The sequence below is a fragment of the Shimazuella sp. NTD250 genome, assembly GCF_059510375.1.
The window spans coordinates 284552-305023 of sequence record NZ_JCAJZS010000003.1 but is presented as its reverse complement, the minus strand read 5'-3'; the positions used below and the strand labels follow the sequence as shown (position 1 = coordinate 305023).

Genomic DNA, 20472 nt, shown 5'->3' with positions numbered 1-20472 from the left:
CTTTTCTTACAAAAGATGTGATTTCATTTGCGATATTATTTTCTTCTCCAACCTTGATACTTGGACTTGAGATATCCCTAACCTTTTCGCCACATCAGATTGAGTCTGATCTTTGTAATAACGCAGATACACAATCAATTTTTCTCGCTCTGTTAAATGCTCAATCGCTTCCTTTAAAGCTAATTTATCAAACCAAGTTATATCAGATTCATCTGCAATTTGATCCATGAGCGTAATTGGATCACCATCATTTTCATATACCGTTTCATGTATAGAAGTAGGCGCTCTATTTGCTTCTTGAGCAAATACGATCTCTTCTGGTGTCAGCTCTAATTCATCTGCAACTTCTTTTAGTGTAGGAATTCTATTTAATTTTTTGCTGAGCTCGTCTTTCTTTTTCCTAACTTTGGTAGCTATTTCTTTTAGTGATCTACTCACTTTTACCATTCCATCATCACGCAAAAAACGCTGAATTTCCCCAATGATCATTGGAACTGCATAAGTAGAAAATTTGACATCGTAGGATAAATCAAATTTATCAATTGCTTTGAGTAATCCAATTGACCCGATTTGAAACAAATCCTCTGCATCATAACCTCGACCTAAAAATCGTTGCACAACAGACCAAACCAATCGAATGTTGTGTTTTATTAAATGATCTCTAGCGGAATTGTCTCCACTCTGGCTTTCTTGAATCAGTTGCTTTACCTCTTTGTCTGGTAAGTACCGGTGCCTTGTATTCCTTACATCAGCTTCCATTTTACCATCCCTCAATTCGCCATCGTTTGAGGATGATTTTTCAACTGCTTCACAAGATAAACGGTTGTTCCTTGACCTGGATTTGAACGAATCGCGACCTCATCCATGAAATTCTCCATGATGGTGAACCCCATACCTGATCTTTCAAGTTCCGGCTTTGAGGTATAGAGCGGCTGACGAGCCTGCCCTATATCATCAATTCCAACCCCTTTGTCAGTGATTTGAATCGAAATTTTGGTACCTTGAATTTCAGCACGAATATATACCTGTTCTTCCGGATGTTCTTCATATCCATGAATGATTGCATTGGTTACTGCTTCAGAAACTACCGTTTTAATATCATTTAGCTCATCTAAACTCGGGTCTAATTGAGATACAAAAGCTGCAACGGCAATTCGTGCGAAAGACTCATTCTCCGAAAGACTAGAAAAGGTAAGTTCCATTACATTTCGATAAGCATTACTCATGAGGCCACCTCACATGCATAAACAGCACTACGCTCATCTTGATAAGTAGGCAAAATTTGAAATAATCCTGACATCTCCATCAATTTAAAAATAGATGTTGAAACAGAACAGAGATACATTTTTCCGCCCTTGCTGGTCATTTGTTTATATCTACCTAAAATCATCCCTAAACCTGAACTATCCATAAATCGAAGGTTCTCAAGATTCAAAATAAGATGAGTATGGATATCCTTCACCAACTCTGCTTCTATTTTTCTTCGTACATCTGAGGCAGTATGATGATCCAAATCTCCATTCAGTCTAACAATAAGCACTCGATGATTGGAAGTTATATTTACAGATAACGACAAACCTAGCACGCTCCTCTCCATCCTTTAACGAATACATTCTCTCTATTCCCTTATATTTCCTGCTAACAAAAACCCGATGTGCAGCTCTCCTTATACAAAAAGTACCCTATCGAGTAGGATTTTTTTACGGGTCTACACAATAGGGTACTCTTTATAAAATTGTCTAAAATAATGTATCTTCTAACACTCGTTTGACAGAAGACCAAAAACTAGCTCTTCCGATATCAATCGAACTTATCAATTCAAGTGAGGCAACTCTTCTTCCCTCTTTATGAAACTCCACCGTTCCTAAAACTTGTCCCTTTTTGATAGGGACTTGTAAGGTGCGCCATTTAATAACTTTGCGTATACCGTTTGGATTTTCTCCTCTTTTTAACATCATACTAATTGGATGACGAGCACGAATGGAGATATACTCCGGATCCCCTTTTTCTATCCGTAGTTTCGCAATTACTTGACCTTTTTTGTAGAATACCTGATTGGTGAACTGAGCGAATGCATAGTCAAGCATTTGAGATATTTCTGCATTTCTTGTTTTTACATCTGGTTCACCCATGACAACCGCTATAACCCGAAAGTTTTCTCGTTTTGCAGTAGCAGTGAGACAAAAACGTGCTTCACCCGTAAAACCTGTCTTAAGACCGTCGAGACCAGGATAAAAGCGAACCAATTTATTAGTATTTACTAACCAAAATGGTTTTTTACTTCCTTTACGTAAGTAATCTTGGTATAGACCTGTAAACTTCGTAATTTCCGGATGTTTCAACAACTCACGGGACATAAGTGCAATATCATGCGCAGAAGAATAATGATCTGCTATTGGCAGTCCATTAGAGTTTTGGAATTTCGTATCATTCATCCCTATTTCCTTCGCCCGGGCATTCATCATTTGGGCAAAACGTTGTTCCGTTCCACCTAATTTTTCCGCCATAGCCGCAGAAGCATCATTTGCAGAACCTACTGCGATCCCCTTCAGCATATCACGAACACTCATTTGTTCTCCAGGTTCCAAAAATATTTGTGAACCACCTTTAGAAGCTGCATTTTCGCTCACACTAACTTGATCCGTCCACTTCAATTGTCCTCGTTCGATGGTTTCCATGATCAATAGCATGGTCATTACTTTGGTAATACTAGCCGGTGGTAATTTATCGTGTCCGTTTTTCTCAAAGATGATAGCACCTGTATCAGCATCCAAAAGTACCGCTGATCGAGCGTTTGGTGCTAAATCAGATGAATTGTCTGGACCTGCAAAAGCGAGCGCAGGAATACCTGCCAAACCCAAACAAAAAACAGAAAAAAGAATGCTAAATCTTTTCCACATTTATCTTCATTCCTCCTATCGTACGACCATAGTGTGCGCAGCAGACAGGAAGAATATTCTTGTACAAAATGTCACCGTGCAAAACATATCAAATCATTTTCCTTTATCATCCAGCCAGAATGAAATAGCGGATATAAGGAAAACAACTTATGGTATAATAACAAGGTTTGGAAATCTTATTATCAAGAGGTTACTGACATGATCATCCAGTTCATTCGATTTCGGTAATGTAGGTACAGAAAATGAATACTCACTCCTTTTTTATTTATAATGGAGTGGGTTTGTTTCTCTGTGCCTTTTTTCATTCACCGATACTGATTATGAATGGATGAGGTGTTTCTTTATGTCTACAGACAAAAAAAAGACTTTACAAGAAAAGCTTTTTTTAGGAAATCAAAGTATTTTTAAATGCCCACTATGCTCCCAACCAATGAAAATGGTTTACAATAAAAGCTTGGTATGTTCCAAAAATCATTGTTTTGATTTATCCAAAAGGGGATATGTGAACTTTTTAAACCATTCTCAAAAAACAAAATACGAAAAAACTTTGTTTGAATCTCGGAGAATGATTTGGAAAGGTGGATTTTTTGAACCATTAATTGAGGAAATTAGTGTAAAGATCAAAAATGAACCTTTCAAAAATGAGCGAATGACTATTTTAGATGCAGGCTGTGGGGAAGGATCTACATTATCCAGTCTACGAGAAAAAACCTTGGCTCAGACCACAAACGATTTTTTGGGGATAGGCATAGATATTTCCAAAGCAGGTATTGATCTAGCTTCACGAGATTACACAAATCTAATCTGGTGTGTTGCTGATATTGCTAATTCTCCATTTGGTGAAGATCGATTCCATTTTATTTTGAATATTTTATCGCCATCTAATTATACAGAATTCAAAAGAATATTAACGGATGATGGGATGGTAATAAAGGTAATCCCTGAAAAGAACTATCTTCACGAATGGAGAAGCTTTTTTTACAAACATACAGACAAACAAATTTATTCAAATCAAAAAACCTTGCAACGATTTCGAGAGCATTTTAAACTTCTAGATGTGAAACAGGTACAATATTCTGTAAAATTAAACAGTACACTTGTAAAACCGCTCATTCAAATGACTCCGTTGTCTTGGAGAGCTACAGAAATGCAACTCCAACAATTTTTAAACACAAATTCCAAAACCATAACGGTTGATTTAGTTATTCTCTTTGGAAAACCTCACTAAAACTAATAAACGAAAACACCAACTAGGTCTTGACTCACAATGCCCAGTTGGTGTTTTGTTTCGTAACCTATATCATTCTATTGTCATACCACGACTATATTGTTAACTTCTTCCCATTCGTTTTTACGAATGATTTCCGCTATCTTCATTCCTTAAACCTCATTTATTATCCCTTTTACTAACTTGATAAACTTAGGTTTTGTACGATTGGCTGTTTCCATCACCTGTTCATGCGAGAGTGGCTCCAATTCTTCTCCAATCGCCATATCTGTAATGCAAGAGATTCCAAGTACATCTAATCCAAGAAAACTTCCTGCGATTACTTCTGGAACGGTAGACATCCCTATGGCATCCCCACCTAAGTTACGAAGCATAATGAGTTCAGCTGGTGTCATATAAGTAGGTCCACTAATACCAGCATATACTCCTTTTTGAATGAAGAAATCATGCTGTTTAGCAACTTTTTCAGCTAACGAAATCAGTTTAGGTGTATATGCGCTGCTCATGTCTGGAAAGCGTGGGCCTAATTCGTCGAGATGTGTTCCAATAAGCGGGTTGGACCCGGTCATATTCAGATGATCTGTGATCACCATCAAGTCCCCTGCTTGAAAATTTGCATTCATTCCTCCTGCTGCATTGGTGACTATCAGGTTTTCAATTCCTAATAATTTCATCACAAACACAGGAAACACAACCTGTTGTTGGGTATAGCCCTCATAAAAATGAATTCTTCCTTGCATGGCTACTACTGTTTTTCCTTCTAATTCACCTATGACCAATTGTCCTGTATGACCTTCAACTGTCGAAATGGGGAAATGGGGAATTTGATCATAAGTAATCTTAGCAGGATTTTGGATTTGGTCTGCTAGACCTCCTAACCCTGACCCAAGTATCAACCCTATTGACGGTTTTATATCACTTATTCTTTTAATAGCTTCAGCTGCATCTTTTATCTGTTTCCAACTATCCATGTTATAACTCCTAACGTATTTCTTTAAGAATACTGTGAAGCAATTGTATAAAGTCACCTTTCACACGTTCTGCTGTCTCCATTACCTCAGCATGACTGAGCGGTTGTGGTAAGATACCTGCCGCCATATTGGTGATACAAGAAATACCTAATACCCGAATACCTGCATGACGCGCAACAATTACTTCCGGCACGGTAGACATTCCAACTGCATCTGCCCCAACTGCCCGAATCATCCGAATTTCTGCTGGAGTCTCATAAGATGGACCAAGGACAGCTGCATATACACCTGATTGAAGCTTTATTCCTTGCTGTGCCGCTAATTTGGCTGTCAGTTCTCGTAATTTCACATCGTATGCAGTGGACATATCGGGGAAACGCTCTCCTAACGAAGCATCGTTTGGCCCAATCAATGGATTGCGGTACATCAGATTGATATGATCTTGAATCAGCATTAAGTTACCAGGTTCAAAGGAGGTATTTACTCCTCCGGCAGCATTGGTAACCAAGATAGTCTCTACACCAAGTGCTTTCATCACCCGAATAGGGAATGTAACCGCGTCAAGAGCATGACCTTCATAGAGATGAAACCTTCCACGCATGGTAATAACCTGCTGCCCTTCTAATTCACCAACTACTAATTCTCCAGCATGCCCTTCTACTGTAGAAACTGGGAAATGGGGAATCTGATCGTATGTGATGGTGACAGCATCTTGAATTTCATCGGCAAGCATTCCTAATCCTGATCCCAAAATCAACCCAATTTTTGGCTCAACCTTCACCTTTTTCTGTATGAAAGCTACTGCTTCCTGTAATGATGTCATCTCGCTCATCCCTTTATTTTTTGATAAAAACTCTCTCCAAGAGGCGACTTTACTTGAAAAATATCAGCAATCGTAGCACCGACATCTGCAAATGTTTTACGAACTCCTAAACTTTTTCCCCCATCGGTTCGGTTTAGATTGTAAGCTAATATTGGTGTATATTCTCTTGTATGATCTGTTCCATGAAATGTCGGATCATTTCCATGGTCAGCAGTAATAATCAGTAAATCTTGCTCGGTTAATTTTCCTATAATCTCTGGAAGACGAGCATCGAAGTCTTCGAGTGCTTTCCCATATCCTACTGGATCGCGCCGATGGCCAAACTTCGCGTCAAAATCAACCAAGTTGATAAAAATGAGTCCTTCTTTTGTTTCATCACAACAAGTTAACAGTTTATCTACCCCATCCATGTTTGACTCAGTATGGACAGATTTGCTAATACCTTCCCCATCAAAGATATCAGATATTTTGCCGACTGCAACAACTTCAATTCCAGCATCTTGTAAGTAGTTTAAAACTGTTTTATATGGTGGTTTCACACTATAATCTTTTCGATTTGCTGTTCTTGTAAAGTTTCCTGGTTGTCCTACAAATGGTCTGGCAATTACCCGAACAACTGACCAACGATCCTCTAACGTAAGCTCTCTGGCAACTTCACAGATATGATACAGTTCTTTCAATGGAACTACTTCTTCGTGGGCAGCAATTTGGAAAACACTATCAGCAGAAGTGTAGACGATAATATTTCCGGTTTCCATATGTTCTGCTCCAAGTTCTTCAATAATCTGGGTACCGGATGCGACACAATTACCAATGACTTTACGACCAACTCTTACTTCTAATGCTTGAATAAGTTCAAGAGGAAACCCATTTGGATAACTTGGAAACGGAGTACTTGTTTCTAACCCCATCATCTCCCAGTGTCCCGTAGACGTATCTTTTCCTTTTGATATTTCTACCATTTTCCCATAAAAGGCTGTTGGATGATGTACAGCTTTTACCCCTACAAGTTCTTCAATGTTTCCTAAACCCATCTCCTGCATATTGGGCAGTCGTAACCCGTTTTGATGCTGAGAAATATGTAGCAATGTATGCGAGCCAACATCATTAAATTTACCCGCATCTGGTAATTCTCCTATTCCAACACTATCTAAAACAATTAGTATTACTCGTGACATGGACACTTTTTTCACCTCTATAAGCCAATAGTCAAAAAATCCTCTTTGGTGCTTCTTCCTTTCAGAAATAGATTTTAAGCTTCCTTCTTCTATGTATCATGCACTTTCTAATCTATCAAAAAAGGGATTCAACGCATAGCCTTAGCATGCACCGTATCCCCTGTTACCATGCTTTGAACTTATTCACCCATGCCATAAAAAACAACTAATCGATCTAGCCAACTCATTTTAGGAGATAATATCGGTTCCATGGTTTCATTTGTAGATACTTTTACTGCATTACCATATGGCTCTTGATACGGTGATCGTAGTGGAAATATATTTGAAAATAGTTGGAACAGCTGGACAAGGATAAACAGAAACAAAAAAAATAAACAAAAAAACAAACTAACTTTCTTTATCTTTCTAAGCGATAGAATCATAAAATCACCCTTTATCCATTAATAATTCACTTTATGGAGAAGGGTGATAAAATATGTTAGAGAATTACTAGATTCATGACATCGTTTAATGGTGTGTATGACAGTTGAAGACTCTCAGCAACAGCTTCATAAGTAATATGCCCATTCATTACATTTACCCCTTTTGCTAAGGGGCGATTGGAAGCAATCGCCTTTTGGGCACCTTGTGTTGCGATCTGAACTGCATATGGAATCGTCACATTTGTCAACGCAATCGTGGAGGTACGCGGAACTGCACCTGGCATATTTGCAACGGAATAATGAACAACCCCATATTTTTCATATATTGGATTACTATGAGTTGTCACTCGATCTATGGTTTCAATCGATCCTCCTTGATCAATAGCCACATCAACAATAACTGAGCCAGCTTCCATCTCTGCTACCATATCTTCCGTTACTAGCCTTGGAGCTCTTCTTCCAGGTATGAGAACTGCTCCAATTAGCAAATCCGTTTTGCGAACTGCTTCTCTTATATTGTAAGCATTAGACATAACTGTATTAAGCCGGCCTGCGAAAATATCATCCAATTGACGTAAACGCTCAGGGTTTACATCTAATAGTGTTACATTCGCCCCGAGTCCCATCGCCATTTTAGCTGCATTTGTTCCTACTACTCCTCCACCGATAATAACTACATTACCTGCTGGTACACCAGGGACACCACCTAAGAGCACCCCTTTACCTCCATGTGGCTTCTCCAAAAATTGAGCACCTATTTGGACTGACATTCTCCCTGCGACTTCACTCATAGGTGTAAGCAAAGGTAATGCACCATTATCTAGCTGGATCGTCTCATAAGCGATAGCTGTTACTTTTTTCTCCATTAATGCCTTTGTTAACTCCAATTCTGGAGCTAGATGTAAATATGTAAAGAGAATTAAATTCTCACGAAAATATTCATATTCAGCGGCTAAGGGCTCTTTTACTTTCATGATCATTTCTGCTTTCGACCATACTTCTTTTGCTGAACCTAATATTTCTGCCCCATGTTCTGCATATTCTTCATCCGTGAAACCGCTTCCAACGCCGGCGTTTGTTTCAATGATTATACTATGACCAGCACGCGTTAAAGCATCAATACCGGCAGGTGTTATGGCAACACGGTTTTCATTGTTTTTAATCTCTTTTGGAATACCAACTATCATGACTTTTCCTCCTTTGCATTACAAAGTATATATTACCACTTTTTAAATTAATTTAGTCGATAAAAAAAGAGATCTTTTAATGATCTCTTCTTCATCACGTAACCCGTGCACCTACTAATTTTTTAGGATCTGCAACGACTTCTTTACAACGTCTACAGACACCATGAAAAGTTAGTCGATGGTCTACTATCTGAAATTGATATTCTTCTTCTACTTTCGCTTCAATCGGTGTCAACAAATCTTCCATAATTTCGTCTACTTCTCCACAGTTTAAGCAAATCAAGTGATGATGATGATGTTCTGCCCCTTCAGCCCGAAATTCATATCGAGTAACACCATCGCCAAAGTTAAGTTTATGAATGACAGAGAGGTCACTTAACAACTCCAGAGTACGATATACAGTAGCTAATCCAATCTCTGGTGCCTTCTCCTTCACCAACAGGTAGACATCCTCTGCACTGAGGTGTGCTTCTTCATTCTCGATCAGAACGCGGACAGTTGCTTCCCGTTGGGGGGTTAACTTGTAGTTATGGGCAGATAGTTGTTGTTTTATTTGATTCACCCGTTTTTCCACAGACACACCCCCTATGCCATATGTTTATTATAGGTGAGAAATTAGGGGGAAGTCAAACTAAATGAAAAGAACTATCAAATAAGAATCATTATAAGGGAATAACATTTTTCATCAAGGATGGAGAAATGTACGCTTCCGTTGCTGCAACCAATACCAAACAAATAGTCAATGCTGTTGCAAGTAAAGAATATCGAACAAATTGAGGATATATTGGTCCCCTGTTGTGGATAAATCGATTTTTAACAAGTGTGATAGAAAACTGAATTCCTGCGACAGATAGCACGAGTAAAATTGGAATTACAATTATATTGATGGGAACCACTGCAGCAATTGCAAACCAAAAACCTTTCCACGATAGTTGATTAATCAAAAAACCAATTGTAAACCCAGTGACCAAACCTTTGAAAAATAAATAAACCAACATGATAGGAATACCAATGACAGAAAGTCCAAGGATCCACATCAAAGCGAGCATTTTCAAGTAATCTCCAATAGAATGTTGAAATGCCACACTTGGGTCTGCAATATCATCTTGAGCTAAACCACGAAAAAAGTAATGTAAATATTGCAGTAACTCCCCTTTTTTGTTTGCATCCAGTGTGTTAACAATCACAGCACCAAACACTACACCAACTAGAAATAGTACACCTACAAACAAATAGATAGATTTCTGTGCTAGAATGTGTTCCGCAAGCATACGAACAAAATGTTTTTTTCGCTTCATTTTTGAATCCCCGCCTTTCTATTCCCTCCTATTCTATGAATCTAAATGAGCAGATATGATAGGAAGAAAACAAAGAAGAAACTAGAACAAAAAACTTTATTTTTGTTCCATAATTTGATAAGTTACCCAGCCAGTAATATCTTTTTGTCCATCATTTCCACTTACGAAACACCAGATATCCGAATCTTCATCATCTACTTTTGTATTGTCAATATGCAGTTTTTGCCCCTTGATAACCTGCTGGATGATGTTCGATTTCTCATCAGGATTTTCATATACATTTCCTTGGTCAACCGTCACCTGTTGATCCGTACCCTTAAGTTCTTCTGCTTTTTTCACTGCTGCTTGATGTTTTTCATCTTGTTGAACTGGTTGTCCTTCTCCATCTTTTGGCGGTGTTTCTTCTTGTGTTGGTGTTGGAGAATCTGTTGGAGGATTATTTTTTGAGGGATCTGATGCTCGGACAACTTTTACAGGAACGTCAACTTTAATGGGTATACTAGGCTTGTCCTTCTTGGTTATAGTGGTAATCCTCTCTTGAATAGGATGAATATACGTCTTATCATCCTTTTTCATGACCATTTGTGTCTGCCCGTTGGTTGATTTATTAGAAAAACGCAACATATTCTTCTGAGGTGGCTGATTATTTTTCTGTGATGTCGATTGGTTTTCTTGTGATACTTCTTTTGATGGAAACGTTACCAAACCACAACCCGGGAGAATAAAAAAAAGAGTTACTGCCATGATCATATAAGAAATACGCTGCATGTTTGGACCTCCAAATAGAGCAATTATTTCAAAAAAATACATGCTGAATAGCTACGATTATTTTCCGAGAAAACTGCAAATAAATCAATATATAAATTACGAAAATTGTTACTTTTTTATTAACAAAAAAAACAAGTAGCTAAAACCCCGCTACCTGTAAATGAAAAATACATTAAAATCGGTATATACTCTCTACGATAACACCACAGAAGTACGTTAAACCTAGACAAATAGAACTAATCATCCCAGGTGCTTCTAAAAACATGGATATATCAGAGTGATAAGAAAGATACAGCAAGGCATATGTAATGGGAAAGATCGTATTCAATACCAATATAATACGAGAGACAATCCCGCATGCTGTTATATTCCTCCGATAGTAATAACCAAGTAGTGTGTTGACAAGGAATACAAAGGTGAGTAATCCGTAAAGCAGGGCATCACCTAAAGCCTTGCCAAGTATCATAATCCCAAAAAAACAAGCAGCATAGAGCTGAAAGATAATGGGATAACGAGCAATTGGCTTTCGATACCAATCATTTAACACTACTACTAGATTAAAGACAATCACCATTAATGTTGTTAGAAGTAGTAGCATCGGCCATAAATAGGACCACTCAAAGAAATTGGTAATGATTAATCCTGATACAAAAGGCAATACATATAATACCCATAGCCTAAGTGTGTAGCGTGCTGCTGTGAGGGAAATGTTTCTGTTTTGTGTCTCTTGAGTCACTTCCATCACCCCGAAGTAATAAACAGAATACTTCCATTATACCATAAAAGATGTTTTTTCACAAAACTTTCAATTCTACAACTGTTTTAATTGCCATAATGTGATAGCGTGCAAGGTTTTAGCATCACATATCTCTCCGGAAGCGATCTTCTCCCTGCATTCCATCAATGTTAATTCCACACATTCCACAAATTCATCCTCATCAAAAGATGTTTCCCCTGCTGTCAACTGACTAGCTTCAAACAAATGAATGTATTCATCAGCAAAACCAGGCGATGTATAGAATCCTATGAGTTTCTCCCAGTTTTTTGCACTATACCCTGTTTCTTCTTTTAGTTCCCTGCGAGCACAAACTTCAGCTTCTTCACCTGCATCTAATTTTCCTGCTGGAATCTCATAAATAGTTTTTTCTAAAGCCTTACGAAATTGCCGAACCAATATCAATTTGTTTTCATCAGTAATAGCCATGATAGCTACGGCTCCCGGATGTTTCACAATCTCTCTATTGGATGTTCCTCCATTTGGTAAATTCACCTTATCCAATTGAACACGAATGATTTTTCCTTCATATATTTGCTCTGTTGAGATTGTTTTTTCCTCTAAATTTTTCATAGTTATGTATCCTCCTCGTTCAACATATTTTTTATTATATCTTTTTTCTGGCAACACTGGACGAAAAGCGACGAATGGAGGACAATTAAGTTGAATAAAAGTATAAAACTTACTGGTAAAGCGTGGCAGATCCAAGCACAATTGCGTCAGTGGGCAAAGTCTCCAATTACGTTAGCAGAATTTATCGATCGTAATACGAGAAAAGGAAAACACCTTCGCCTTATTAAGTAAGAATAACATTTGAGGTGAAACATTCTGAACGCATATCAAGCAGACACTTTAGAATCTTTACAAGAAGCATTACAACAAATAAAAAAATGGGAAAACGATCAATCTGACCTCTGGTTTTGGGAAAAGATTGGTCGGATCCCTTTTGCTATCCTCGACAAGTTAACACCGAAACTAATCCAAAAATATATTGGCATCGCCTTGGATGAACTAGGAAGCTACATTCAAACAGGCGGGCAATACTTGATTGCACAGGATAAAATCTTACAAAAATACAAACCACATTTGTTTTTACAATCATCTTCAGAGGTTACGATCGAGAGAGTTTCCGAAGTCCCTCTTTCTTTCATGAACCAAGTAGCCAAAGATAACAAAGATAACCATACCAATTTTGCAACTGTTCAAGGAGCCACAACTGGATTTGGTGGAATTTTCACTTTGGCTATCGATATCCCCCTACTCCTTGGAACATCGTTAAAAGTTTTACAAGAGATGGCGATCACATATGGTTATGATCCACGGAAAAAAGAAGAACGCATTTTCATCGTAAAATGTCTACAGTTTTCTAATTCGGATTTTGTAGGAAAAAAAGCCATATTGAAGGAATTAACAGAAACAGCTACTGAACAAGAAGCCATTTCAAGGCTCCAAGGTTGGAGAGAAGTTATTCTTTCCTATCGTGACAATTATGGCTGGAAGAAGCTATTTCAAATGGTTCCCGTTTTGGGGATGATTTTTGGTGCGATTATCAATCGGTATACCATTCAAGATGTTGCGGAAGCTGGTGAAATGTTATATCAAAAGCGCCGGGTTTTAGCTAAGTTACATGAATTAGAACAGAAACAACAAGAGCTAGAAACCCAGCCTGAATTTTTTGACAAGGAAAAAAAAGAGGAAAACGATGAAAATCTATGATATTAGTGAACCCTTATATAATGAAATGACGGTCTGGCCTGGTGATAAAACATACCACTTTAAACTCACTTCTGTCATAGGAAGTGACAGCTGTGCCAATGTTGGACAGGTCTCTTTTAGCACCCATACCGGGACTCATATTGATGCCCCCTATCATTTTGATAATAACGGAAAACAGGTGCATGAATTAGACCTCTCTTTGTACTTTGGGCCATGTAAAGTAATTCACCTATTTGGAAAGCAGTCCATCACAATAGAAGATTTACAATTCTTCCATCTGCATCACACGCAGCGTCTTCTCATTCGTACTGATTCATGGAAAGATAGAACTTCTTTTCCAAAAACATTCACCTACCTTGAGACTGAAGCAGCAGCTTATTTGCAATCTCTAGATATAAGACTCATAGGAGTAGATGTCCCTTCCGTAGATCCTGCCGACAGTGAGACACTGCCTGCTCACCACGCCTTGCATCAATCAGGTATTCACATATTAGAAAGGGTTGTTCTAACAGAAGTACCGGCAGGTGAATATGAACTTTCTGCTTTACCCCTTCCCATTGTCGGCGGGGATGGCAGTCCTGTTCGAGCTGTACTACGGCCGTATTCCGCAGATTAAGAGCCTTCATTTATATGGAGGTTTTATTATTTATATCTCTAAAGTGCTTTAGCAATAATCATAAAATACATACAATTCGTTTGGTTAAGAAATAAAGAAAGCGCTTGCATAATGAATATTCTTCGTTATAATACTTGTATACAAGTATACTTGAGTGTTGGGAGGTGCTTACATGGATGAAACGAAAGAGCATTTATACCCTGTTAAATGGCTTGCCAAAGCTTCTGCTGGTGATCGAGTAGCGAGTGAGCTTAGAATGCGTGTTATCTCTGGCACAATTGAAAGCGGTACCATTCTATCTGAAAATAAAATCGCAGCAGATTTTGCTGTGAGTCGCTCTCCTGTTCGTGAGGCGTTAAAAACACTTGCTGCGGAAAATATCATCCGCTTAGAGAGAATGGGTGCAGTTGTTATCGGTTTAACGGAAAAAGAAATAGAAGAAATTTATGATGTCCGCCTATTGATAGAGACATTTGTCTTTGAAAGACTCGCACAGATGAATGTACATGTTTTAGTAAACGAACTTAGTAAAATACTAGAAATGATGAAAGTAGCGATCAAGTATCAAGATGCAGATGAATTTTCCTATCAGGATGTCCTATTCCATGAAACTATTATTCGTGCTATTAACCATTCTTATATGCTCATGATCTGGAATAATTTAAAACCTGTGATGGAAAGTTTCATTCTTTTATCGATGCGTGTCCGTATAAAGGAGAAATACGACGATTTTACACGAATTATAAAAAATCATGAGCTTTATATTGAAGCGATAAAATCAAAAGATAGAGCCCTGATGATAAAGTCTCTGCATAAAAACTTTGATGATGTTCAAGGTAAAGTGGAAGACTTATGGAGATCACAGCAATTGCTTGCAAAAGGAGAAGAGCAAGAAAATGACTAGCTATATGTTAGGAATCGATATCGGTACAACAAGTACAAAAGCTGTTTTGTTTACCGAAAAAGGAGAAGTGATCCAAAAAGAAAATATTGGCTATCCTTTGTATACACCAGATATGTCCACAGCGGAGCAAAATCCTGAAGAGATTTTCCAGGCAGTGTTACAGGTTATTTCCAATATAACGAGAAAACATGCAGATAAAAAACCTGCATTCCTCTCCTTTAGTAGTGCAATGCACAGTGTCATTGCCATCGATGAAAAAGATAAAGCCCTGACACCATGTATCACATGGGCAGACAATCGAAGTGAGGAATGGGCGCATAAAATTAAACATGAGTTTCATGGTCATGAAATCTACAGACGAACGGGAACACCGATTCATCCAATGTCCCCCTTCGCCAAAATCGCATGGCTTGTACACGAACATCCCGAAATAGCAATCAAGACAAAAAAATATATTGGCATCAAAGAATATATCTTCAAACGTTTTTTTGATCGCTATGTAGTCGACCATTCTCTAGCTTCTGCGATGGGGATGATGAATCTCCAGACACTGGACTGGGATACAGAGGCTTTAGAAGTTGCTGGCATCACTTCCGACCAACTCTCAGAGCTCGTACCGACAACCACAATATATCGTAACTGTTGTCCTGATTTAGCAGAGCAGATCGGAATTGACCCTGCTATCCCATTTGTTATCGGAGCTAGTGATGGTGTCCTTTCCAATTTAGGAGTAAATGCGATAAACCGAGGAGAAATAGCCGTCACCATCGGGACAAGCGGTGCTATTCGCACGATTATCGAACAACCACGAACGGATGAAAAAGGTCGGATATTTTGCTATGCCTTAACAGAAAATCATTGGGTGATTGGCGGTCCTGTGAATAATGGAGGAATGGTTCTTCGCTGGATTCGCGATGAGCTCGCTTCTTCTGAAGTGGAGACGGCAAAGAGATTGGGGATTGATCCCTATGATGTTTTAACAAAGATCGCTGAACGGGTTAGACCAGGTGCAGAGGGATTATTATTCCACCCTTATCTCGCTGGAGAACGTGCCCCATTGTGGAATCCAGACGTTCGAGGCTCCTTTTTTGGACTAACGATGTCACATAAGAAAGAGCATATGATTCGAGCAGCATTGGAAGGCGTTATTTACAATTTATATACGGTGTTTCTAGCATTGATCGAATGCATGGATTCTCCTGTGACCCACATCAAAGCAACTGGCGGATTTGCCCGCTCGAATATTTGGCGCCAGATGATGTCCGATATATTTGAATCCATTGTGGTTGTACCGGAAAGCTACGAAAGTTCTTGTTTAGGAGCATGCATTTTAGGACTATATGCCACCGATAAAATCGAGTCCTTTGAAGTCGTTTCCCAAATGATCGGCAATACGTATCAACACACACCACAAGAAAACGCCGTTAAGGAATATCGACAACTATTACCGATCTTCATTCATCTTTCTCGAGTACTAGAAGAAAATTATACACAAATCGCAAAATATCAAAGGAGCTTTCTACACAACTAGAGAAATAGGGAGGACTTATCATGCCACTACTCATTGTCGCAGTTGGAATTTTAGTCTTATTACTACTGATCATGGGCTTAAAATTAAATACATTTATTTCCCTCATCATTGTGTCATTTGGTGTTGCCTTAACCCTAGGAATGCCGATGGATGATGTAGTAGCCTCAATCGAGAAAGGATTAGGCGGCACACTTGGCCATTTGGCATTGATCTTTGGGCTTGGTGCAATGCTTGGAAAATTACTAGCAGATTCCGGTGGCGCACAACGAATTGCGATGACCCTTGTCAACAAATTTGGCGAACGAAATATTCAATGGGCAGTAGTCTTCGCATCTTTTATTATCGGTATCGCTTTATTCTTTGAAGTTGGACTTGTATTGTTAATCCCGATTGTATTTGCCATTTCAAAAGAATTAAAAGTATCTATTTTGTATCTAGGGATACCGATGGCAACAGCACTATCTGTCACACATGGTTTTCTGCCCCCACATCCAGGCCCAACAGCTATCGCTGGTGAATTTAAAGCCGATCTTGGACAAGTATTACTTTATGGATTCATCGTTGCTATTCCAACCGTCATTATTGCAGGACCTCTATTCACCAAACTCGCTAAAAAACTCGTACCTGATTCCTTTAACAAGACTGGTAACATCGCCTCTTTGGGCGAACAAAAAGTATTTAAATTAGAAGATACACCTGGTTTTGGAGTCAGTGTACTCACTGCTATTCTTCCTGTTATTTTAATGGCGATAGCCACAATTATTACCTTGCTCCAAGAAACAATGGGAATAAAAGATAATGTATTGTTAGCAAGTATCCGCTTTATCGGCAGTGCAGCTCCTGCCATGCTGATTTCCATATTAGTTGCCATTTATACCATGGGACTGGCTCGGAAGATTCCGATGAAATCCGTGATGGACTCCTGTACAACCGCTATTACCCAAATCGGCATGATGCTCTTGATCATCGGTGGTGGTGGAGCATTCAAACAAGTACTGATCGATGGCGGCGTAGGTGACTATGTAGCAGAGTTATTTAAAGGCACTGCGATTTCCCCTATCTTGCTCGCGTGGATCATCGCTGCAATCTTACGGATTTCCCTGGGGTCTGCTACCGTTGCTGCTTTAACCACCGCAGGACTTGTCATTCCGATGTTAGGACAAACCGATGTCAATCTCGCTCTAGTTGTACTTGCTACAGGTGCAGGCAGCTTGATCGCCTCCCATGTTAACGATGCAGGCTTCTGGATGTTTAAAGAGTACTTTGGTTTGAGTATGAAAGAAACATTTGCCACTTGGACATTGCTGGAAACGATTATCTCTGTATCTGGATTGGTGTTTACGCTGTTATTGAGTACTGTCGTCTAAACTTTACACTTTTCCTTAAAAAAGCAAAACGGCTTAAAATCAAGTCGCTTTGCTTTTTTCATCTATATTATCTTTACCCTTTTGTACGTCTTTACCATCTGATACTTGTGCTAATTTATCCAAGTAATATTTCTCCTCACGATACATATGATCAGCCATTAACGGGGCAATCGTTCCAAGTAATGTTTTGTTTGAAGTCATTTCTTCTATTTCTTTCAAAAAATTTTGGAAAATCTTTATCTGTAACTCCACATCTCGATTAAAACGGCTAAGAGCAGGAAATTGCATACAGTTAGTGCGTAAATAGCCAGCTAATTCAATCGCTTTTAAATAAAAAGCCTCAAATCGATCCGTAAAAAAAATGGTCTTTTCCAGCCATTCTTTCTCCACACCATCTGTATTTTCATTTAGTGCTGTAGCGTGCCCTGCTGCATCAGGCAGCCATAGGAGGTGATGATGCAGAGAATGAAGATTAGGCGGGAGTTGGTTTTGCTGAAAACAATCCAGTATGCGCATATATTCTTCGAGTTCATTTAACATATGATTGAGAAAAGTTGGAGTCAGATGAAAGGAGATTTGTTCCGTCAATAATCGTTTTAATAAATGGAGCTTAAACTTCCTCAACTTACTTACGGCATCATAAACAGCATCAAAATCATATTGCCGATGTTGATACAAATCATCAAATAATGCATATAACTTTTGAGCCTTGTTTATTTCCTTTTCTTCATTAGGAGCAAGTGCCTCCAAAATAAACTGACAATGATCGCGAAGGATATGCAGCCAGAATTGTTGCTCATATTCAAGTGCTTCTTTTAATTTGTCCAATTGATCCACCTCTTCTTGTTTCGCTATCCTAGGTATATGAGAAAGTGGAAAAAGTTATTATCTGAATGAAAATACACGATTGAAGTGGTGTAAAAAAAGAAAATAGAGGAGATTTTTATCCCCTCTCTTCCTCTTACCATTTTTGCTTTGTATCCATACTATTTATTTCCACCATACTTCTCCGATAATCTAGAAATATCCTCTTCTTCAATCCGTTTAAACAATAAATCTGGCACATCAAAAGAATGACTTTCTGATAGATATTCCAAATCAACTGCATCTTGAAATGGAATAAATTGATCATCTTCTGAAAGGTTTAAAGCTTGAAATACTTTTGCTGTTGTAAATGGAATAAGTGGGTTCGCAGCAATAGCAAAAATACGAATCAAGTTTATTGCTGTACGTAATACCATTCCGGCTTTTTCCGTATCTTGTTTGATTAAACTCCAAGGCGCTCTCTCATCCAGATAAAGATTCCCTTGAGTCCATAATTCTCTTAAAGTGAGTATAGCTTTGCGAAACTCTTGTTTTCGAAGTAACCCTGTGTATTCTTGGATCAATTGTTCACATTTATCTTGTAATTTTCTTTCTACTTCTCCTATTGATCCACCACTTGGTATGGTATTACCTAATTTAGATGAAGATAGTTTTAAAGTGCGATTGACAAAATTACCAAATGTACCAACTAAATCTTTGTTTATAACACTAGCAAATAATTCCCAAGTGAAGTCAGAATCAGCAGACTCAGGAGATTGGGCAATTAAGTAATACCTCCAATAATCTGCTGGCAGTTCTTCTAACGCTTGGTCCATAAATACACCACGTTTTTGACTCGTAGAAAATTTACCACCATAATAATTTAACCAGTTGAACCCTTTAATCTGTGTTGCTTGTGTCCATGGTTCTCTAGTGCCAAGGATAGTAGCAGGCCAAAATACAGTATGAAACGGGATATTATCCTTCGCCATAAACTGTGTATACACAACGTCATCTACGTTGTACCACCAGTCTTTCCAATTCCTCTCATAAGGCTTTTGATCAGACCATTCTTTTGTCGCTCCTACATATTCAATTGGTGCATCAAACCAAACATAAAATACTTTGTTCTCAAAACCTTCTTTTGGTACAGGTATTCCCCAATCGAGATCACGGGTAATACCACGTGATTGTAATCCTTCATTGATCCATTTCAACGCAATCGAAGATGTCAATCGAGGCCAATCGGGATGCGATTCGACCCATCTCTTTATTTCATCACTTAATTTATCCAATCGTAAAAAAAGATGCTTCGTTGACCGAATTTCAATTGCTCTACTACCAGACAATGCAGATCGTGGTTCCAATAATTCAGTTGGGTCTAACACAGAAGTACAGTTTTCACATTGGTCACCGCGAGCTGCTTCATAGCCACACTTCGGACATGTTCCTTCTACATAACGATCTGGCAAGAATCTTTTATCATCAAGTGAATAGACCTGTTGAATGTCCTTTTCCTCAATAAATCCATTTTTCTCTAGCTGTTTGTAGAAATGTTGCGTTAATTCATGATTCTGCTTAGAAGAACTTCTACCAAAATAATCAAATGCCAAGCCTAATTCTTCATATATTTCTGCTTGTACATCATGCATTTCTCTGCAATACGTTTCAATATCTTTTCCAGCTTTTAAAGCAGATAGTTCAGCAGGTGTTCCATGCTCATCTGTGGCACAAATAAATAGTACCTCTTCTCTTTCTTGGCGTAAGAATCTTGCATATACATCAGCTGGTAATAGGGAGCCTGCAAGATTTCCTAAGTGTTTGATACCATTTATGTATGGGAGTGCACTTGTGATTAGGTATTTTGTCATAGGTTAACCTCCGAATCGATCATTACATTATTGACGAACCAAATTTGATTCATACTTCCTACCATTTTATCACTAATATTTTAGTAAGTTCATATACTTCCGATAATTTTTTA

The 20472-nt window shown here is 38.4% G+C and carries 23 protein-coding genes and 1 pseudogene; 8 read left to right on the top strand and 16 right to left on the bottom strand.

Annotated elements, in window-relative coordinates; genetic code table 11:
• Window positions 1-6: 6 nt before the first annotated feature.
• From sigF to AC5WOF_RS09610, 4 genes are all read right to left on the bottom strand, one after another.
• Complete coding sequence (gene sigF, locus AC5WOF_RS09625) at window positions 7-759, bottom strand: RNA polymerase sporulation sigma factor SigF (RefSeq protein WP_496049744.1); 753 nt, start codon at window positions 757-759, stop codon at window positions 7-9.
• Window positions 760-770: 11 nt separating this feature from the next.
• Window positions 771-1226 (bottom strand): anti-sigma F factor, encoded by a 456-nt coding sequence (gene spoIIAB / locus AC5WOF_RS09620; RefSeq protein WP_496049743.1) that lies wholly within the window; start codon window positions 1224-1226, stop codon window positions 771-773.
• Window positions 1223-1585: an anti-sigma F factor antagonist gene (gene spoIIAA, locus AC5WOF_RS09615; protein ID WP_496049742.1), complete on the bottom strand. Its 363-nt coding sequence runs from the start codon at window positions 1583-1585 to the stop codon at window positions 1223-1225. Before spoIIAA ends, spoIIAB begins: the two co-directional genes overlap by 4 nt.
• A 154-nt stretch (window positions 1586-1739) precedes the next feature.
• Window positions 1740-2900 (bottom strand): D-alanyl-D-alanine carboxypeptidase family protein, encoded by a 1161-nt coding sequence (locus tag AC5WOF_RS09610; RefSeq protein WP_496049741.1) that lies wholly within the window; start codon window positions 2898-2900, stop codon window positions 1740-1742.
• Window positions 2901-3228: 328 nt separating this feature from the next.
• Here AC5WOF_RS09610 and AC5WOF_RS09605 point away from each other — a divergent pair.
• A pseudogene (locus AC5WOF_RS09605) lies at window positions 3229-3417 on the top strand (putative RNA methyltransferase); the annotation flags it as partial.
• Window positions 3418-3465: 48 nt separating this feature from the next.
• Window positions 3466-4128 (top strand): methyltransferase domain-containing protein, encoded by a 663-nt coding sequence (locus tag AC5WOF_RS09600; RefSeq protein WP_496049960.1) that lies wholly within the window; start codon window positions 3466-3468, stop codon window positions 4126-4128.
• A 152-nt stretch (window positions 4129-4280) separates the two neighbouring features.
• Here the strand turns inward: AC5WOF_RS09600 and AC5WOF_RS09595 are convergent, their stop codons facing one another.
• The 10 genes from AC5WOF_RS09595 to AC5WOF_RS09550 all read right to left on the bottom strand — a co-directional run bounded on the left by AC5WOF_RS09595 (window position 4281) and on the right by AC5WOF_RS09550 (window position 12123).
• Window positions 4281-5099 carry a purine-nucleoside phosphorylase gene (locus AC5WOF_RS09595; protein ID WP_496049740.1) on the bottom strand — a complete coding sequence of 273 codons (819 nt, stop codon included), beginning with the start codon at window positions 5097-5099 and terminating at the stop codon, window positions 4281-4283.
• 10 nt (window positions 5100-5109) lie between these two features.
• Window positions 5110-5922 (bottom strand): purine-nucleoside phosphorylase, encoded by an 813-nt coding sequence (locus AC5WOF_RS09590; RefSeq protein ID WP_496049739.1) that lies wholly within the window; start codon window positions 5920-5922, stop codon window positions 5110-5112.
• 5 nt (window positions 5923-5927) lie between these two features.
• Window positions 5928-7106 carry a phosphopentomutase gene (locus AC5WOF_RS09585; RefSeq protein ID WP_496049738.1) on the bottom strand — a complete coding sequence of 393 codons (1179 nt, stop codon included), beginning with the start codon at window positions 7104-7106 and terminating at the stop codon, window positions 5928-5930.
• Between the two features lie 173 nt (window positions 7107-7279).
• The gene (locus tag AC5WOF_RS09580; RefSeq protein WP_496049737.1) at window positions 7280-7522 is read right to left on the bottom strand and encodes a DUF4227 family protein; all 243 of its coding nucleotides are present in this window, start codon (window positions 7520-7522) and stop codon (window positions 7280-7282) included.
• Window positions 7523-7578: 56 nt separating this feature from the next.
• Window positions 7579-8709 carry an alanine dehydrogenase gene (gene ald, locus AC5WOF_RS09575; RefSeq protein WP_496049736.1) on the bottom strand — a complete coding sequence of 377 codons (1131 nt, stop codon included), beginning with the start codon at window positions 8707-8709 and terminating at the stop codon, window positions 7579-7581.
• 94 nt (window positions 8710-8803) lie between these two features.
• Window positions 8804-9283, bottom strand: coding sequence for a ferric iron uptake transcriptional regulator (fur, locus tag AC5WOF_RS09570; protein ID WP_240874083.1), 480 nt, complete (start codon window positions 9281-9283; stop codon window positions 8804-8806).
• Between the two features lie 88 nt (window positions 9284-9371).
• A complete protein-coding gene (gene spoIIM, locus AC5WOF_RS09565; RefSeq protein ID WP_496049735.1) occupies window positions 9372-10007 on the bottom strand; it encodes a stage II sporulation protein M in 636 nt (211 codons plus the stop codon).
• A 96-nt stretch (window positions 10008-10103) separates the two neighbouring features.
• Window positions 10104-10775 carry an SH3 domain-containing protein gene (locus tag AC5WOF_RS09560; RefSeq protein ID WP_496049734.1) on the bottom strand — a complete coding sequence of 224 codons (672 nt, stop codon included), beginning with the start codon at window positions 10773-10775 and terminating at the stop codon, window positions 10104-10106.
• 172 nt (window positions 10776-10947) lie between these two features.
• Window positions 10948-11511, bottom strand: coding sequence for a hypothetical protein (locus AC5WOF_RS09555; protein WP_496049733.1), 564 nt, complete (start codon window positions 11509-11511; stop codon window positions 10948-10950).
• Between the two features lie 75 nt (window positions 11512-11586).
• Window positions 11587-12123, bottom strand: coding sequence for an NUDIX domain-containing protein (locus tag AC5WOF_RS09550; protein WP_496049732.1), 537 nt, complete (start codon window positions 12121-12123; stop codon window positions 11587-11589).
• 90 nt (window positions 12124-12213) lie between these two features.
• Here AC5WOF_RS09550 and mciZ point away from each other — a divergent pair, with 90 nt between their 5' ends.
• The 6 genes from mciZ (at window position 12214) to AC5WOF_RS09520 (ending at window position 17684) form a co-directional block, all read left to right on the top strand.
• Window positions 12214-12354, top strand: a complete 141-nt coding sequence (gene mciZ, locus AC5WOF_RS09545) for a Z-ring formation inhibitor MciZ (protein WP_496049731.1) — start codon at window positions 12214-12216, stop codon at window positions 12352-12354.
• A 24-nt stretch (window positions 12355-12378) separates the two neighbouring features.
• Entirely contained in the window at window positions 12379-13266 is an 888-nt protein-coding gene (locus AC5WOF_RS09540) for an EcsC family protein (RefSeq protein WP_496049959.1), read from the top strand.
• The gene (gene kynB, locus AC5WOF_RS09535) at window positions 13253-13882 is read left to right on the top strand and encodes an arylformamidase (RefSeq protein ID WP_496049730.1); all 630 of its coding nucleotides are present in this window, start codon (window positions 13253-13255) and stop codon (window positions 13880-13882) included. The genes AC5WOF_RS09540 and kynB overlap by 14 nt, the downstream gene beginning before the upstream one ends.
• 172 nt (window positions 13883-14054) lie before the next feature.
• Window positions 14055-14786 carry a GntR family transcriptional regulator gene (locus tag AC5WOF_RS09530; RefSeq protein WP_496049729.1) on the top strand — a complete coding sequence of 244 codons (732 nt, stop codon included), beginning with the start codon at window positions 14055-14057 and terminating at the stop codon, window positions 14784-14786.
• Window positions 14779-16317 carry a gluconokinase gene (gene gntK / locus AC5WOF_RS09525; RefSeq protein ID WP_496049728.1) on the top strand — a complete coding sequence of 513 codons (1539 nt, stop codon included), beginning with the start codon at window positions 14779-14781 and terminating at the stop codon, window positions 16315-16317. Before AC5WOF_RS09530 ends, gntK begins: the two co-directional genes overlap by 8 nt.
• Window positions 16318-16337: 20 nt before the next feature.
• Window positions 16338-17684 carry a GntP family permease gene (locus AC5WOF_RS09520; protein WP_496049727.1) on the top strand — a complete coding sequence of 449 codons (1347 nt, stop codon included), beginning with the start codon at window positions 16338-16340 and terminating at the stop codon, window positions 17682-17684.
• A gap of 39 nt (window positions 17685-17723) precedes the next feature.
• Here AC5WOF_RS09520 and AC5WOF_RS09515 read toward each other — a convergent pair whose 3' ends face one another.
• Together AC5WOF_RS09515 and metG are read right to left on the bottom strand one after the other, a co-directional pair.
• Window positions 17724-18521: a DUF2935 domain-containing protein gene (locus AC5WOF_RS09515; protein WP_496049726.1), complete on the bottom strand. Its 798-nt coding sequence runs from the start codon at window positions 18519-18521 to the stop codon at window positions 17724-17726.
• 149 nt (window positions 18522-18670) lie between these two features.
• The gene (gene metG, locus AC5WOF_RS09510; protein WP_496049725.1) at window positions 18671-20359 is read right to left on the bottom strand and encodes a methionine--tRNA ligase; all 1689 of its coding nucleotides are present in this window, start codon (window positions 20357-20359) and stop codon (window positions 18671-18673) included.
• Window positions 20360-20472 lie beyond the last annotated feature (113 nt).

What these genes read in the sequence shown, in the direction of transcription:
- sigF (WP_496049744.1), bottom strand. Translation starts at nt 759, where the DNA reads ATGGAAGCTGATGTAAGGAATACAAGGCACCGGTACTTACCAGACAAA.
- spoIIAB (WP_496049743.1), bottom strand. Translation starts at nt 1,226, where the DNA reads ATGAGTAATGCTTATCGAAATGTAATGGAACTTACCTTTTCTAGTCTT.
- AC5WOF_RS09610 (WP_496049741.1), bottom strand. Translation starts at nt 2,900, where the DNA reads ATGTGGAAAAGATTTAGCATTCTTTTTTCTGTTTTTTGTTTGGGTTTG.
- AC5WOF_RS09600 (WP_496049960.1), top strand. Translation starts at nt 3,466, where the DNA reads ATGATTTGGAAAGGTGGATTTTTTGAACCATTAATTGAGGAAATTAGT.
- AC5WOF_RS09595 (WP_496049740.1), bottom strand. Translation starts at nt 5,099, where the DNA reads ATGGATAGTTGGAAACAGATAAAAGATGCAGCTGAAGCTATTAAAAGA.
- AC5WOF_RS09590 (WP_496049739.1), bottom strand. Translation starts at nt 5,922, where the DNA reads ATGACATCATTACAGGAAGCAGTAGCTTTCATACAGAAAAAGGTGAAG.
- AC5WOF_RS09580 (WP_496049737.1), bottom strand. Translation starts at nt 7,522, where the DNA reads ATGATTCTATCGCTTAGAAAGATAAAGAAAGTTAGTTTGTTTTTTTGT.
- ald (WP_496049736.1), bottom strand. Translation starts at nt 8,709, where the DNA reads ATGATAGTTGGTATTCCAAAAGAGATTAAAAACAATGAAAACCGTGTT.
- spoIIM (WP_496049735.1), bottom strand. Translation starts at nt 10,007, where the DNA reads ATGAAGCGAAAAAAACATTTTGTTCGTATGCTTGCGGAACACATTCTA.
- AC5WOF_RS09560 (WP_496049734.1), bottom strand. Translation starts at nt 10,775, where the DNA reads ATGCAGCGTATTTCTTATATGATCATGGCAGTAACTCTTTTTTTTATT.
- AC5WOF_RS09550 (WP_496049732.1), bottom strand. Translation starts at nt 12,123, where the DNA reads ATGAAAAATTTAGAGGAAAAAACAATCTCAACAGAGCAAATATATGAA.
- kynB (WP_496049730.1), top strand. Translation starts at nt 13,253, where the DNA reads ATGAAAATCTATGATATTAGTGAACCCTTATATAATGAAATGACGGTC.
- AC5WOF_RS09530 (WP_496049729.1), top strand. Translation starts at nt 14,055, where the DNA reads ATGGATGAAACGAAAGAGCATTTATACCCTGTTAAATGGCTTGCCAAA.
- gntK (WP_496049728.1), top strand. Translation starts at nt 14,779, where the DNA reads ATGACTAGCTATATGTTAGGAATCGATATCGGTACAACAAGTACAAAA.
- AC5WOF_RS09520 (WP_496049727.1), top strand. Translation starts at nt 16,338, where the DNA reads ATGCCACTACTCATTGTCGCAGTTGGAATTTTAGTCTTATTACTACTG.
- metG (WP_496049725.1), bottom strand. Translation starts at nt 20,359, where the DNA reads ATGACAAAATACCTAATCACAAGTGCACTCCCATACATAAATGGTATC.